Below are 13,456 nucleotides of genomic sequence, written 5' to 3' on the forward strand. Positions count from 1 at the left end.
TTCACCTTGCCCCTCTGGAGAACAGTGTTATGGATGCTGCCACGCAACTGGCGCGCAGTCATGAGATCGCCGCGGAGATTGTCCACGTCCTGCAAAAGCGCACGCAGCACGCGCTGGAACAGTACGGGAAACGGTTGGGCGAAGCACTCGACGGCAGCGACGGCCGCGACCCGGGCGTCACGCCTTTTTCGCCGCTGAGTGCATGGCACTACGCGGTCGACACCGTACAGCGCTCATTGCTGTTCTGGGACACGCTGCGCGAGCGCGGCACGCAATACGTCGAGCGCACGGCCCAGGGGCTCAAGCCGGTGCTTCATTTCGACTACGACGTCGTGCTCGACGGCCGGCAGTTCGCACGGCCCGTCAATTACGCGCTCGTTCACATCCAGCCGCCGCACGGCGTGATCGTCGATGCCGCGAAGCGGCCTTACCTGATCATCGATCCGCGTGCGGGGCATGGCCCCGGTATCGGCGGCTTCAAGGACGATTCGCAAGTCGGCGTGGCGTTGCGCGCGGGGCATCCGGTGTACTTCGTCGTGTTCTTCCAGGAGCCCGAGCCCGGCCAGACGCTGCTCGACGTGTGCGCGGCGGAACAGGTGTTCGTCCGGAAGGTACGGGAGCTGCATCCTGACAGCCTCAAGCCGGCCATCGTCGGTAACTGCCAGGGCGGCTGGGCCGCGATGATGCTCGCGAGCTCGTCGGCGGACGATACGGGCCCGATCGTCATCAACGGCGCGCCGATGTCGTACTGGAGCGGCGCGTGGAGCGAGGGGCCCGGCGACAATCCGATGCGCTATGCCGGCGGCATCCTCGGCGGCACCTGGCTCGCGTCGTTCTCGTCGGACCTGGGCAACGGCAAGTTCGACGGCGCGTATCTCGTGCAGAACTTCGAGAACCTGAACCCGGCGAACACGTTGTGGGACAAGTATTGCCACGTGTACGACAACATCGACACCGAGCCGCCGCGCTTCCTCGAGTTCGAGCGCTGGTGGGGCGGCTACTACCTGATGAACCGCGAGGAGATCGAGTGGATCACGCGCAACCTGTTCATCGGCAACAAGCTCTGGTCCGGCGAGGTGCGCGACGGCGCGGGCAAGGCGTTCGACCTGCGCGAGATCCGCTCGCCGATCATCCTGTTCGCGTCGATGGGCGACAACATCACGCCGCCGCAGCAGGCGTTCAACTGGGTCGCGGACATCTACGGCAGCACGGAGGAGATCAAGTCGCGCGGGCAGGTCATCATCGGGTTGATGGAAGAGGACGTCGGGCATCTCGGCATCTTCGTGTCGGGCAAGGTCGCGAAAAAGGAGCATGCGCAGATCGTCAGCGTGCTGGATGCCGTCGAAACGCTGCCGCCCGGCCTCTATGCGATGTCGATCGAGGAGGTGAAAGGCGCCGACGGGAAGGTCGCTTACGAGGTCAGCTTCGCCGAGCACCGTCTCGAAGAGATCGCGCAACACTTCAACCGCTTCGGGCGCAAGGACGAACATGCGTTCGAGGCCGTTGCCGAGTTGTCCGAATTCACGCAGCGCGCCTATGAACTGTTGATGCAGCCGTTCGTGCAGCAGGCGTCGAACGAAACCACCGCACGCCTGTTGCGCGATTTTCATCCGCTGCGCTTTCAGCGCTGGGCGTTTTCGGACCTGAATCCGTGGCTGCGCTGGCTGAAGCCGGCTGCCGACACGGTCAAGGCCCATCGCCAGCCGGTCGACGATATCGCACCGTGGCGCGAGCTCGAACGCCGTGGCTCGGACATCGTCAGCGCGTCGCTCGACTATTTCCGCGCGATCCGCGATGCCGGTACCGAGTCGCTGTTCTTCGCGATGTACACGCAGCCGTTCATGCTTCATTTCGCGGAACAGAATCGCGACCGTCACGCTGCTTCGCCGGTGGCGACGGATCCCCGCGACCTGCCGTTCGTGAAGGAGGCGCTCGCGTCGCTCGACCGGGGCGGCTACACCGAGGCGGTGGCGCGCGCAGCGTTCCTGCTCGAGCGCAGCGGCGAACCGTTTCCGCTGGCGCAGCTTGCGACCGAGCGTGAACTCGCCGAAACCTACGCCGAGTACCTGCCGGACCTGCCGCCCGATCAGTGGCGGCGCATCTATGGGGAGCAGGAAATCATCGCGACGTACGCGCCGCAGCAGGCCGTCGCCACGCTGCCGGCGCTGCTTGCCCGGCCGGAGGACCGCCAGCGGCTGCTCACGTTGCTGGACAAGCTGCTGGGCGATCCGCGCGTGCAAGGCGCATCGGTGAGCGAGCAACAGTGGGCGGCGCTGCAACGTATACGCGCGGTGCTTGGTGCGCCGCCCGCGAAGCGGCCGGCCAACGGGCCGGTGGCGGCACTCGATCGGGTGCAGTGACGGACAGCAAGGAACCGAGATGGAAAACAGACACGAGAAATATCACCGCCTCATCGAACACTGCCGGACGCTGGCGCCGATGCCGACGGCCGTTGCGCATCCGTGCGACCGCAGCTCGCTGGAGGGGGCGCTGGAGGCGGCGCGCAAGGGGCTGATCGAACCGATCCTGGTCGGCCCGCGTGCACGTATCGAAGCGACCGCCGCGGAGTGCGGGCTGTCGATCAGCGATCATGAGATCGTCGATGCGCCGTACAGCGAGGCGTCGGCCGCGGCGGCGGTGCGGCTCGTACGCGATGGCCGGGCATCCGCGCTGATGAAGGGCAGCCTGCATACCGACGAACTCATGGCCGAAGTGGTGCGGCACGATGCCGGGCTGCGCACGGGCCGGCGTATCAGCCATTGCTTCGTCATGGACGTGCCCGCGCACGCCGATCCGCTCATCGTGACCGACGCGGCGATCAATATCGCGCCGACGCTCGAGGAAAAGGTCGACATCCTGCAGAACGCGATCGATCTCGCGCATGCGCTGGAATTTCCGCAGGTCCATGTGGCGATCCTGTCGGCCATGGAGACGGTCAATCCGAAAGTGCCGTCGACGCTCGAAGCGGCCGCACTGTGCAAGATGGTGGATCGCCGGCAGATCACCGGCGCGCTCGTCGACGGTCCCCTCGCGCTCGACAACGCGATCGATCCCGAGGCCGCACGCATCAAGCAGATCGATTCGCCGGTGGCCGGGCACGCGAACGTGCTGATGGTGCCGAACCTCGAAGCGGGTAACATGCTCGCCAAGAGCCTGTCGTTCCTGGCCGGCGCGGACGCGGCGGGGATCGTGCTCGGCGCGCGCGTGCCGATCATCCTGACGAGTCGCGCCGATTCGTTGATCACCCGGCTGGCTTCATGCGCGGTCGCGATGCTCGTCGCGAACGTGCAGCGTGAAGCGGCCAGGCGCGCAGGGTGACGCCATGGCAGACGTGATTCTGGTGTTGAATGCCGGCTCGTCGAGCATCAAGTTTTCCGCGTTCGACGTGCAGGGCGACACGCTCGGGCTGATCGTGCATGGTCAGGTCGACGGCCTGTATACCGCCACCGCGCACTTCAGCGCCGTCGACCATCACGGGGAACGTCACGAGCGGCAATGGGCCGGCGGCGATACGTTCGGCCATCACGAAGGGCTCGAGCAGATCGCCGCGTTCCTGGAGGCTCACCAGGAAGGGCACCGTCTCGCGGCGGTGGGCCATCGCGTCGTGCACGGCGGGCAACGCTTCAGCGGCCCGGTGCGCGTCACGCCCGAGATCGTGGCCGAGCTGGAAAAGCTCACGCCGCTCGCGCCGTTGCATCAACCGCACAACCTCACGCCGATTCGCATCCTCGAAACGGTGCAGCCCGGTATCGAGCAGGTGGCCTGCTTCGACACGGCGTTCCACTGCACGCAGCCCGGCGTGACCCAGGCGTTCGCGCTGCCCGAATCGATCACCAGCCGGGGCGTGCGCCGCTACGGCTTCCACGGGCTCTCGTACGAGTACATCGCGAGCGTGCTGCCCGACGTCGCGCCGCAGGCGGCGCGCGGGCGCACGGTCGTCGCCCACCTCGGCAACGGCGCGAGCATGTGTGCGCTCGTTGCGGGCAAGAGCGTCGCGAGCACGATGGGGTTCACGGCGGTCGACGGACTGCCGATGGGCACGCGTTGCGGCAACCTGGATCCCGGTGTCGTGCTCTTCCTGATGGAAGAGCTCGGGATGGACGTGCGCGCCGTCGAGGATCTGATCTATCGGCGCTCCGGGTTGCTCGGGGTTTCCGGCATATCGAGCGACATGCGCACCCTGCTCGCGAGCGACGACCCGCATGCGCGCTTCGCGATCGAGCTGTACATCTACCGCATCTCGCGCGAACTCGGTTCGCTTGCCGCCGCCATGGAGGGCATCGATGCCATCGTCTTCACGGCGGGGATCGGCGAGCATGCGGCGCCGATTCGCGAAGGGGTGATGCGCCGTGCGGCCTGGCTCGGCGTCGAGATCGATGTCGAAGCGAACAATGCAGGCGGGCCGCTGGTCACGACGGCGTCGAGCCGCGTACCGGTGTGGGTGATCCCGACCAACGAAGAACTGATGATCGCGCACCATACGCACCGGCTGATCCGGTGACGGACAGGCGAACAAGGAAAGGAGCCGTGATGGCCGAACTGTTGCTGGTCAATGTCGAGGAACACGCGCGCGACGATGAGGTCGGCGCGTTCCTGACACAGTATAGATTCCCGCTGTTCGATTCGATCGAGCGTGTGCCGGCCGGAATTGGCAACCCGATCGCGCTGCTCAGGTTCAGTACGCTGTCGTCGGTGGCGCTCTACACGCTGCGCGCGCGGATCGACCACATATCGTGGCGGGGGCGGTCGATTCGTGCGCATATCCTGCCGGATCGGAAGGACTGAACGGCTTCGTGCGTCAGCGTGATTGAAGGGGGGATTGTGGGCCGACTCCCCCGCGAATAGGTATCTCCAGCACGATTTTTGAATCCCCGTGTGTCGTGTTCGCACACAGATACGTTGGGATACAAAGCCTCCAGAAGGTTCGGGTATAAATCCGGTGAAGCGATTCACACGGCGGTGCGGTGCCAGCGCTGCCGCTACGAACGCCGCTTCCAGAGCGCCCATACGCGCCGCGGGCCCCCTTCCTTAGCGATCGACAATGGAGAACGAGTCATGCCTGATACCGTGAACACCCGCCGCCGCCTGATCCTGGGTACGACGCTGGCAAGCCTGAGCCTCGCCGACCTCGGCTTCAGCGCCCTGGCGCATGCACAGTCGGCGCCCGATGCACCGCCTGCGAAGCGCACGGCCGGCGTCGCGTCGCTGGGCACGATCCACCAGATCGACGCGGGCGTGCTCAACGTCGGGTATGCGGACCTCGGGCCGAAGAACGGCCCTGTCGTGTTCCTGCTGCACGGCTGGCCGTACGACATCTACAGCTATGCGGAAGTCGCGCCGCTGCTCGTCGCGGCCGGCTATCGCGTGATCGTGCCTTACCTGCGCGGCTACGGGTCGACGACGTTCCGCTCGGCCGACACGGTGCGCAACGGCCAGCAGGCGGTGACGGCCGTCGACATCATCGCGTTGATGGATGCGCTGAAGATCGACCGCGCGGTATTCGGCGGCTACGACTGGGGCGCGCGCACGGCCGACATCATCGCGGCGCTGTGGCCGCAGCGCGTGAAGGCGCTGGTATCGGTGAGCGGCTACCTGATCGGCAGCCAGGCGGCGAACGCCAAGCCGCTGCCGCCGCAGGCCGAGTTCCAGTGGTGGTATCAGTTCTACTTCACGACCGAGCGTGGCGTGCTGGGCTACACGGCGAACCGCGATGCGTTCAACAAGCTGATCTGGCAGCTCGCGTCGCCGAAGTGGCAGTTCTCCGACGAAACCTATGCACGCTCGGCCGCATCGTTCCAGAATCCCGATCACGTGGCCATCGTGATCCACAACTATCGCTGGCGCCTCGGGCTCGTGAAGGGCGAGGCGCAGTACGACGACATCGAACGGCGTCTTGCTGCCGGGCCCGCGATCACCGTGCCGACGATCACGATGGAAGGCGACGCGAACGGCGCGCCGCATCCGGAACCGGCCGCGTATGCGAAGAAGTTCACGGGCAAGTACCAGCACCGGACGATTACCGGCGGCATCGGCCACAACCTGCCGCAGGAAGCGCCGCAGGCGTTCGCGGATGCGATCCTGCAAGTGGAGCACCTGTGATGCGGGCTCGCGTGGATGTGATACATCGCGGCGCGCGCCGTGCGTTCGTCGCAGGCGTGCTGCTGGCCGGCGCGTGGTCGGCGAGCGGCCCGGCCGCGTTCGCGGAGCAGCCGAAGCCGGCCGCCGTCGCGTCGCCGATCTACGGCGTGACGATCCCGCCCGGCTACCGGAAGTGGGAAATGGTGGCGCCGGCCGAGGAAGCCGCACCGCTCGACGAACTGCGCGTGGTGCTCGGCAACCCTGTCGCGATGCGCGCGCTCGAAAAGGCGACGCTGCCGTTCCCGGACGGCACGATCCTCGTGAAGCTCGCGTACAAGCGCAAGCAGTCCGACGAGTTCGCGCCGGCCACGGTACCCGGCCAGGCGACGACCGTGCAGGTGATGGTGAAGGACTCGCGCCGCTATGCGTCGACGGGCGGCTGGGGTTTCGGGCGCTTCATCAATGGCGTGCCGGCCGATATCGGCCAGCATCAGACGTGCTTTGCGTGCCACCAGGCGCGTGTGAAGAACCACGATTACGTGTTCACGCGGCTCGCGCCGTGACGTGTGTGGTGTGACGGGTTCGACGGAAAGGCGTGCCGCGCGTGGCACGCCTTTTTTCATGGCGGGTGGGCTTTCGGGGAGCACCTCGGCAGAGCGCGCCAGTGACCGATGCGATAGCCGGGTGTGTATCGCACTGTATCTGCGGCCGTTCCTGAAAAACTGGCATGCAGAAAGCACCGGTTTCGGAAACATGGCAGATACGTGGGCGGGTTCTACTGTCGACATGCAGGAAACGTTCGATGCCAGACGATCTGGATCGGATGCCGAATGATCGACTGACCACCTTCCTTCAAGGAGAACCTTCATGAAAGCCGCTCGAATCCTCGCCGTTGCCGTCCTCGCCGCCGTTCCCGCATTGTCGTTCGCCGATACCGGCCACGGCCTCACGCGTGCCGACGTACGCGCCGAACTCGTCCGCCTGGAAAAGGCCGGCTACGACCCGGCTCGCAGCGAGCCGCACTACCCGGATGACATCGCCGCCGCGCTGCAGGTTGTGCGTTCCGACCAGAACGGCCCGTCGAAGTCGCAAGGCGACAACGTGGCGGATGCGTCGGCGCCTGCCGGCCATCGTGGCGCGACGCAAGCGCGCTCCACGCAGAACGCGGCAGACGACCTGTACGCGCATTCGTGATTTGCCACCGCGCTTGCTGCCAGCGGGCGCGGCCACCACTGCAGCACTTCATGTAAAAAACACAACAGAGCAAGGAGCATGACGATGGCCGGTTTGATGAAACGCGTACTGGTGTCCGCCGCGGTGATCGGCGGACTGTTCGGTGCGGTCGCGGCGCAGGCCGCGCCGAAAGAAGACCTGAAGGGCACGAACGTCGTGCTCGTGCACGGCGCGTTCGCCGATGGGTCGAGCTGGAACCGCGTGATTCCGCTGCTCGAGGCGCGCGGGCTGCACGTGGTGTCGGTGCAGAATCCGCTGAGCTCGCTTGCCGACGATGCGGCTGCGACGAAGCGCACGATCGACGCGCAGAAGGGGCCGGTCGTGCTGGTCGGCCATTCGTGGGCCGGCGTCGTGATCAGCGATGCGGGCAACGACGACAAGGTGAAATCGCTCGTGTACGTCGCCGCGTTCGCGCCCGATAGCGGCCAGTCGATCGCCGACGTCACGCAGGGGCTGCCGGCGCCCGCCTGGGCCGGTGAACTGCGCAAGGACGCGGGCGGCTTCGCGACGCTGTCGGACAAGGCGATCGCGCAGGATTTCGCGCCGGACCTGCCGCCCGCGCAGCAGCGCATCGTTGCGGCGACCCAGGGGCCGTGGTATGGCGGGTGCATCTCGGAGAAGGTCACGCAGGCCGCGTGGCATGCGAAGCCGTCGACGTTCGTCGTCGCGACGCAGGACCGGATGATCGACCCGACGCTGCAGGAAGCGATGGCGAAGCGGATCGGTGCGACGGTCACGCGCGTGAACGGCAGCCATGTCGCGATGCTGAGCCAGCCGAAGGCCGTGGCCGATGCGATCATCGCGGCCGCCGAACGCGCGAAGCAGGATGCGCAGTGAGTGAATGTGGCGCCGCGCTTTCTCGTCGTCGATGAGGCGCGGCGCCGTCAGTGATTGTGATGTCTTTCCACCAGGAGAAGTCATGACCGAACTCTGGCAACTGCCGGCAACCGAACTCGCAAAACGCGTGCGTCAGCGTGAAGTGTCCGCGCGCGAAGTGGCCGACGCGGTGCTCGATCGTCTCGACGCTGTGAATCCGGCGATCAACGCGGTGATCGAACACCGGCCCGACGACGTGCGGCGGCAAGCCGATGAAATCGATCGCGCGATCGCACGCGGCGACGATCCGGGGCCGCTCGCGGGCGTGCCCGTCACCGTGAAGATCAACGTCGATCAGGCAGGCTTTGCGACGACCAACGGCACGCGCCTGCAGGAAGACTTGATCGCGCACGCCGACAGCCCGGTGGTCGGCAATATCCGGAAAGCCGGCGCGATCCTGCTCGGCCGCACCAATTCGCCGACGTTCGCGTTGCGCTGGTTCACGTCGAATCTCGTGCATGGCCACACGCGCAATCCGCGCAATCCATCGCTGACGCCGGGCGGATCGAGCGGCGGCGCGGCGGCAGCCGTGGCCGCCGGGATCGGCCCGCTTGCCGTCGGCACCGACATTGGCGGCTCGGTGCGTTATCCGGCCTACGCGTGCGGCGTGCACGGCATTCGACCGTCGCTCGGACGTGTGCCGGCGTTCAATGCGTCGTCGCCCGAGCGTGCGATCGGCGCGCAGCTGATGTCGACGGCGGGGCCGATTGCACGCACGATCGACGATCTCTCGCTCGCGCTGCGTGTGTTCGCCGCGCCGGACCCGCGCGACCCGTGGCACGTGGCGGTGCCGTTCGACGGGCGCGAGGTGCCGAAGCGCGCAGCGCTGTGCGTGCGGCCGGGCGGCTTGCAGGTCGTGCCCGAGGTCGAGGCCGCATTGCGCGATGCCGCGCGGCGGCTGATCGATGCGGGCTGGATTGTCGACGAGATCGACGATACGCCGCCGATGCGCGAGGCTGCGCTGCTGCAGGAGCAGCTCTGGCTCGGCGACGGTTTCGATGCATTGACGAGCGCGGTCGTGAAAGACGGCGATCCGGGCGCGGCTGCCGTGATCGACGCCGTGCGTGGCAAGGTGCGCGATCTGCCGGCCGACGTGATCAGCCGCGCACTCGTCCGGCGCACGACGCTGACGCGGCAGTGGCGGGTGTTTCTCGACGAATATGCCGTGCTGCTGCTGCCTGTTTCATCGGAACTGCCATTTCCCGACGATCTCGACAGGCAAGGGCAGGACGGGTTCGATCGCGTGTGGGAGGCGCAGCTCACGTTGCGCGCGCTGCCGGCGATGGGGCTGCCGGGATTGGCCGTGACGACGGCGCTCGTGAATGGCGTGCCGGTCGGCGTGCAGGTGGTTGCCGCGCATCACCGCGAGGATCTGTGTCTGCTCGCGGGGCGCGATATCGAAGCACGCGGCGTGCCGGTCGCGCCGGTCGACCCGGTGGTGTGAGGCGTTGACGCATGAGTGCATCGGCGATGCCGGTCGGGATGGCGCCGGCATCGCCATTTATCGGGTATCGCGCGACGTCGATCGTTAGCAACTCAACTGAATCGTCGCAACCGTCGGGATATTGGTATTCCCGTCAGAAATACCCGGCATGACAGAAATATGACCAGGATGGAAGTTGGCGACGCACGAGAAGCTGACACTCGTGTTGTTGAGAATGGTCATTGAAACATCGGTTGCTTGCCAATGGAGCGGTGAGTTTGTCCACGGCGCGCCGACCGAAGCCGTGCATGTCCCGTTACCCGTGGTCGACGTACATGAAATGCTCAAGGATGTCTGCGCCTGTACCGGCGATGCGGGCAGCAGCAACGGAATCGACAGAAGCATGGGCAGCAGAATATTTCGTGAAGTTTTGATCATAGTTGTCTCGAAAACTCTTGTTTATCCGTCGTATGGAAATGATCGCGTGATTCGATACTGCGAAAAGCGCGATGAGTACATCGTGCCGAAACCAGGCTGGGATTCACGGGGGCGCATTAAGCCCGAATTGATGCAGACATCTCCATGTAGTTGAAAGCCGGATAACGGCTTTCGTAGACTAGGTGAGCGGAAATAAGTGGTCAATGGGATTCTGGCGCGCCGAATCGCATTTGTGAAATCAAGGTGATAGCCGATCCGGTGGAACGCGCTACGAGCGTCGTTACCGATTTCAGCTGTGAGCCGCGCCCTGACATTCAGGGTTCGCGTTGCGACTGCTACTCCATCCTCCATCGCATATAACGCGCGATCATTCCCCCCCATTGCCATGTACGGCGAGTCAATCCGCTCGCCGGTGTTCCCTCGCCATTGCATTCCCCGCACCGCTGATTAGGAAATGAATTTTTATTGGTTCTGCTTGCCCGGCCGCACTCGCATAGTGGCGCTGACGGCTATAGACAGCACGCAAGCTGCAACGGCCGCTTTCCCGGTGTTTTTTGATCATACGAATCAACGAAAACAAGGAAGTGTCATGACGGTTGCATTGGAAGAACGAACCGCTGCGCAGCAGGCGCTCGAAGACGCGCGCGCGGCGGCTGCGGCGGCCGGCACGCCCTACGCGGGCGGCGTCGCGCCGGAAGCCGCGTGGGCGCTGTTCTCCGCCGGCGACGCATTGCTGGTGGACGTACGCACCGCCGAGGAGCGGAAATTCGTCGGTCACGTGCCGGAGTCACTGCATGTGCCGTGGGCAACGGGCACGAGCCTGACGCGCAACCCGCGCTTCGTGCGCGAACTGGAAGCGAAGACCGGCAAGGACGCCGTCGTGCTGTTGCTGTGTCGCAGCGGCAACCGGTCCGCGCAGGCGGCCGAGGCCGCGGCGAAGGGCGGTTTCACGCAGGTATTCAACGTGCTCGAAGGGTTCGAGGGCGACCTCGACGAACGGCAGCATCGCGGCGGCAGCAACGGCTGGCGTTTTCGCGGCCTGCCGTGGGCGCAGGACTGATTCACGGCCGTTACAGGGAGAAAGCAGCATGGCCGCATTCGACATCGACGACATCGTTCAATCGCTGCAAAGCGTGCGCCGCGCGTGGCGCGAGAAGCAGCGCCGCTCGCTCGAACCGGGCGGGCGCGACCTGCCGGCGCGCGAGGCGCTCGCGCAGATCATCGGCGCGCTGAAGGGCGTGCTGTTCCCGATGCGGCTCGGGCCGCCCGACCTGCGCCAGGAGAGCGAGAACTTTCACGTGGCCCATGCGCTCGATGCGGCGCTGAATGCGCTGCTCGCGCAAGTGAAGCTGGAATTGCGCTACGCGGCGCGGCAGCGCAGTGCCGAAGGGCCGGCCGATAACGTCGACGACGTCGCGTCGACGGCCGTGCAGGCGTTTGCCGCACGCCTGCCCGACATTCGCCGGCTGCTCGACAGCGACGTGCTGGCCGCATTCCACGGCGATCCGGCGGCGGGCAGCGTCGACGAGGTGCTGCTGTGCTACCCGGGCATCCTCGCGATGATCCACCACCGGCTCGCGCACGAGCTGTACGGGCTCGGCCTGCCGCTGCTCGCGCGGATCATCGCCGAGCAGGCGCACGCGGAGACGGGCATCGACATTCATCCCGGCGCGCGCATCGGCGCGGGCTTTTTCATCGACCACGGCACGGGCGTCGTGATCGGCGAGACGGCGATCATCGGCGAGCGCGTGCGCGTGTACCAGGCCGTCACGCTCGGTGCGAAGCGCTTTCCGCGCGATGCGGCCGGCCATCTGGAGAAGGGGCTCGCACGCCATCCGATCGTCGAGGACGACGTGGTGATCTATGCCGGCGCAACGATCCTCGGGCGCGTGACGATCGGGCGCGGCGCGGTGATCGGCGGCAACGTGTGGCTCACGCAGGACGTGCCGGCCGGCGAGAACGTTACGCAGGCCGTGCTGCGCAGCGAAGCGAACGCCGCGCCGCGCGCTGCGGCGCGTGTTGCATAGGAGGCGCGATGAGCGACCTCATCCATCACTTCGGCGCCAATGTGCGCAAGCTGCGCGAAGCGCGCACGTGGTCGCAGGAGCAGCTTGCCGAGCATGCGGGGCTGAACCGCTCGTATGTCGGCGAGATCGAGCGCGGCGAGGCGATCGCGTCGATCGTCACGGCCGACAAGATCGCGCGCGCATTCGACGTGTCGATCTCGACGCTGCTGCCGGGCGCGTACCTCACCTGAGGCCGCTTCGTTCCGTTTCCCTTTCGGTTGCACGCGACATGACGGCTATAGCATGTTGAGCCGGCAGGTGCGTGCTTCCGATAATCACCGAGCGTCATAAGCAATCCCGTTTTTCATCTTAAGAACCCGGAGCCACACATGTCGACCGTTGCAAGCGGCACGGCCGCGCTGAGCGATCACGCCGCCCGCCAACTAGCGAACGCTACCAAGACCGTCCCCCAGCTTTCCACGATCACGCCGCGCTGGTTGACCCATCTGCTGCAATGGGTGCCGGTCGAGGCCGGCATCTATCGCCTGAACCAGGTGAAGAACCCGGAAGCCGTCCGTGCCGCGTGCACGCAGCTCGAGGACGAAAGCGTGCTGCCGCAGACCTTCGTGCCGTACGAGGAACAGCCGCGCGAGTATTTCCTGAACGCGGTGAGCACGGTGCTCGACGTGCATACGCGGATCTCCGATCTTTACAGCAGTCCTCACGACCAGATCAAGGAACAGCTGCGCCTGACGATCGAGACGATCAAGGAACTGCAGGAAAGCCAGCTGATCAACAACCCCGACTACGGGCTGCTCGCCAACGTGACCGACGAGCAGCGGATCTTCCCGCTGACGGGCGCGCCGACGCCGGACGATCTCGACGAGCTGCTGACCAAGGTGTGGAAGGAGCCCGCGTTCTTCCTCACGCACCCGCTCGCGATCGCCGCGTTCGGCCGCGAATGCACGCGGCGCGGCGTGCCGCCGCCGACGGTCAGCCTGTTCGGTTCGCAGTTCCTCACGTGGCGCGGCATTCCGCTGATCCCGTCGGACAAGGTGCCGGTCGCGGACGGCAAGACCAAGATCCTGCTGCTGCGCGTCGGCGACAAGCGTCAGGGCGTGGTCGGCCTGTATCAGCCGGGCGTCGCGGGCGAGCAGGGCCCGGGCCTGTCGGTGCGCTTCATGGGGATCAACAACCAGGCGATCGCGTCGTACCTGATCTCGCTGTATTGCTCGCTCGCGGTCCATTCGCCGGATGCGCTGGCTGTCCTCGATGACGTCGAAATCGCCAAGTTCCATGACTATCCCGACACCTACCGTTAATCCCGGCCTGGCCGGCGGCGACGCGCACGCGCTGCCGCACGCGCCGCTGCCGGCGGGTTTGCCCGATCCCGCGACGCTTG

At 66.0% G+C, this 13,456-nt stretch carries 13 protein-coding genes and 1 pseudogene; all 14 read left to right on the top strand.

What is annotated here, in order from left to right:
- Nucleotides 1-29: 29 nt before the first annotated feature.
- The 14 genes and pseudogenes from G3O06_RS11950 (at nucleotide 30) to G3O06_RS12015 (ending at nucleotide 13,376) form a co-directional block, all read left to right on the top strand.
- Nucleotides 30-2,360 (top strand): DUF3141 domain-containing protein, encoded by a 2,331-nt coding sequence (locus G3O06_RS11950; protein WP_205816146.1) that lies wholly within the window; start codon nucleotides 30-32, stop codon nucleotides 2,358-2,360.
- Nucleotides 2,361-2,379: 19 nt separating this feature from the next.
- Nucleotides 2,380-3,318, top strand: a complete 939-nt coding sequence (locus G3O06_RS11955; protein WP_174970527.1) for a phosphate acetyltransferase — start codon at nucleotides 2,380-2,382, stop codon at nucleotides 3,316-3,318.
- Nucleotides 3,319-3,322: 4 nt separating this feature from the next.
- Nucleotides 3,323-4,501: an acetate/propionate family kinase gene (locus G3O06_RS11960; RefSeq protein ID WP_205816147.1), complete on the top strand. Its 1,179-nt coding sequence runs from the start codon at nucleotides 3,323-3,325 to the stop codon at nucleotides 4,499-4,501.
- A 29-nt stretch (nucleotides 4,502-4,530) separates the two neighbouring features.
- Nucleotides 4,531-4,785 (top strand): RNA-binding protein, encoded by a 255-nt coding sequence (locus G3O06_RS11965; protein WP_205816148.1) that lies wholly within the window; start codon nucleotides 4,531-4,533, stop codon nucleotides 4,783-4,785.
- Nucleotides 4,786-5,055: 270 nt separating this feature from the next.
- A complete protein-coding gene (locus G3O06_RS11970) occupies nucleotides 5,056-6,099 on the top strand; it encodes an alpha/beta hydrolase (protein WP_205816149.1) in 1,044 nt (347 codons plus the stop codon).
- Nucleotides 6,099-6,641 (top strand): cytochrome P460 family protein, encoded by a 543-nt coding sequence (locus G3O06_RS11975; RefSeq protein ID WP_205816150.1) that lies wholly within the window; start codon nucleotides 6,099-6,101, stop codon nucleotides 6,639-6,641. Before G3O06_RS11970 ends, G3O06_RS11975 begins: the two co-directional genes overlap by 1 nt.
- A gap of 292 nt (nucleotides 6,642-6,933) precedes the next feature.
- A pseudogene (locus G3O06_RS11980) lies at nucleotides 6,934-7,272 on the top strand (DUF4148 domain-containing protein); the annotation flags it as partial.
- Nucleotides 7,273-7,356: 84 nt separating this feature from the next.
- Nucleotides 7,357-8,148, top strand: a complete 792-nt coding sequence (locus G3O06_RS11985; RefSeq protein ID WP_175004557.1) for an alpha/beta hydrolase — start codon at nucleotides 7,357-7,359, stop codon at nucleotides 8,146-8,148.
- 82 nt (nucleotides 8,149-8,230) lie between these two features.
- A complete protein-coding gene (locus G3O06_RS11990; protein WP_205816152.1) occupies nucleotides 8,231-9,631 on the top strand; it encodes an amidase family protein in 1,401 nt (466 codons plus the stop codon).
- Between the two features lie 175 nt (nucleotides 9,632-9,806).
- Nucleotides 9,807-10,202 (top strand): hypothetical protein, encoded by a 396-nt coding sequence (locus G3O06_RS11995; RefSeq protein WP_205816153.1) that lies wholly within the window; start codon nucleotides 9,807-9,809, stop codon nucleotides 10,200-10,202.
- Nucleotides 10,203-10,637: 435 nt separating this feature from the next.
- Nucleotides 10,638-11,108, top strand: coding sequence for a rhodanese-like domain-containing protein (locus G3O06_RS12000; protein WP_174970542.1), 471 nt, complete (start codon nucleotides 10,638-10,640; stop codon nucleotides 11,106-11,108).
- Between the two features lie 28 nt (nucleotides 11,109-11,136).
- Complete coding sequence (epsC, locus tag G3O06_RS12005; RefSeq protein WP_205816154.1) at nucleotides 11,137-12,075, top strand: serine O-acetyltransferase EpsC; 939 nt, start codon at nucleotides 11,137-11,139, stop codon at nucleotides 12,073-12,075.
- Between the two features lie 8 nt (nucleotides 12,076-12,083).
- Entirely contained in the window at nucleotides 12,084-12,305 is a 222-nt protein-coding gene (locus G3O06_RS12010) for a helix-turn-helix transcriptional regulator (RefSeq protein ID WP_174915704.1), read from the top strand.
- Nucleotides 12,306-12,443: 138 nt separating this feature from the next.
- A complete protein-coding gene (locus G3O06_RS12015) occupies nucleotides 12,444-13,376 on the top strand; it encodes a family 2A encapsulin nanocompartment shell protein (RefSeq protein ID WP_006479760.1) in 933 nt (310 codons plus the stop codon).
- Nucleotides 13,377-13,456 lie beyond the last annotated feature (80 nt).

It is taken from the genome of Burkholderia sp. Ac-20345 (assembly GCF_017104825.1).
GTDB classification, from domain to species: Bacteria; Pseudomonadota; Gammaproteobacteria; order Burkholderiales; family Burkholderiaceae; genus Burkholderia; species Burkholderia lata_B.

Coding starts and splice junctions, on each gene's coding strand:
- G3O06_RS11950 (WP_205816146.1), top strand. CDS start 30: ATGGATGCTGCCACGCAACTGGCGCGCAGTCATGAGATCGCCGCGGAG.
- G3O06_RS11955 (WP_174970527.1), top strand. CDS start 2,380: ATGGAAAACAGACACGAGAAATATCACCGCCTCATCGAACACTGCCGG.
- G3O06_RS11960 (WP_205816147.1), top strand. CDS start 3,323: ATGGCAGACGTGATTCTGGTGTTGAATGCCGGCTCGTCGAGCATCAAG.
- G3O06_RS11965 (WP_205816148.1), top strand. CDS start 4,531: ATGGCCGAACTGTTGCTGGTCAATGTCGAGGAACACGCGCGCGACGAT.
- G3O06_RS11970 (WP_205816149.1), top strand. CDS start 5,056: ATGCCTGATACCGTGAACACCCGCCGCCGCCTGATCCTGGGTACGACG.
- G3O06_RS11975 (WP_205816150.1), top strand. CDS start 6,099: ATGCGGGCTCGCGTGGATGTGATACATCGCGGCGCGCGCCGTGCGTTC.
- G3O06_RS11985 (WP_175004557.1), top strand. CDS start 7,357: ATGGCCGGTTTGATGAAACGCGTACTGGTGTCCGCCGCGGTGATCGGC.
- G3O06_RS11990 (WP_205816152.1), top strand. CDS start 8,231: ATGACCGAACTCTGGCAACTGCCGGCAACCGAACTCGCAAAACGCGTG.
- G3O06_RS12000 (WP_174970542.1), top strand. CDS start 10,638: ATGACGGTTGCATTGGAAGAACGAACCGCTGCGCAGCAGGCGCTCGAA.
- epsC (WP_205816154.1), top strand. CDS start 11,137: ATGGCCGCATTCGACATCGACGACATCGTTCAATCGCTGCAAAGCGTG.
- G3O06_RS12010 (WP_174915704.1), top strand. CDS start 12,084: ATGAGCGACCTCATCCATCACTTCGGCGCCAATGTGCGCAAGCTGCGC.
- G3O06_RS12015 (WP_006479760.1), top strand. CDS start 12,444: ATGTCGACCGTTGCAAGCGGCACGGCCGCGCTGAGCGATCACGCCGCC.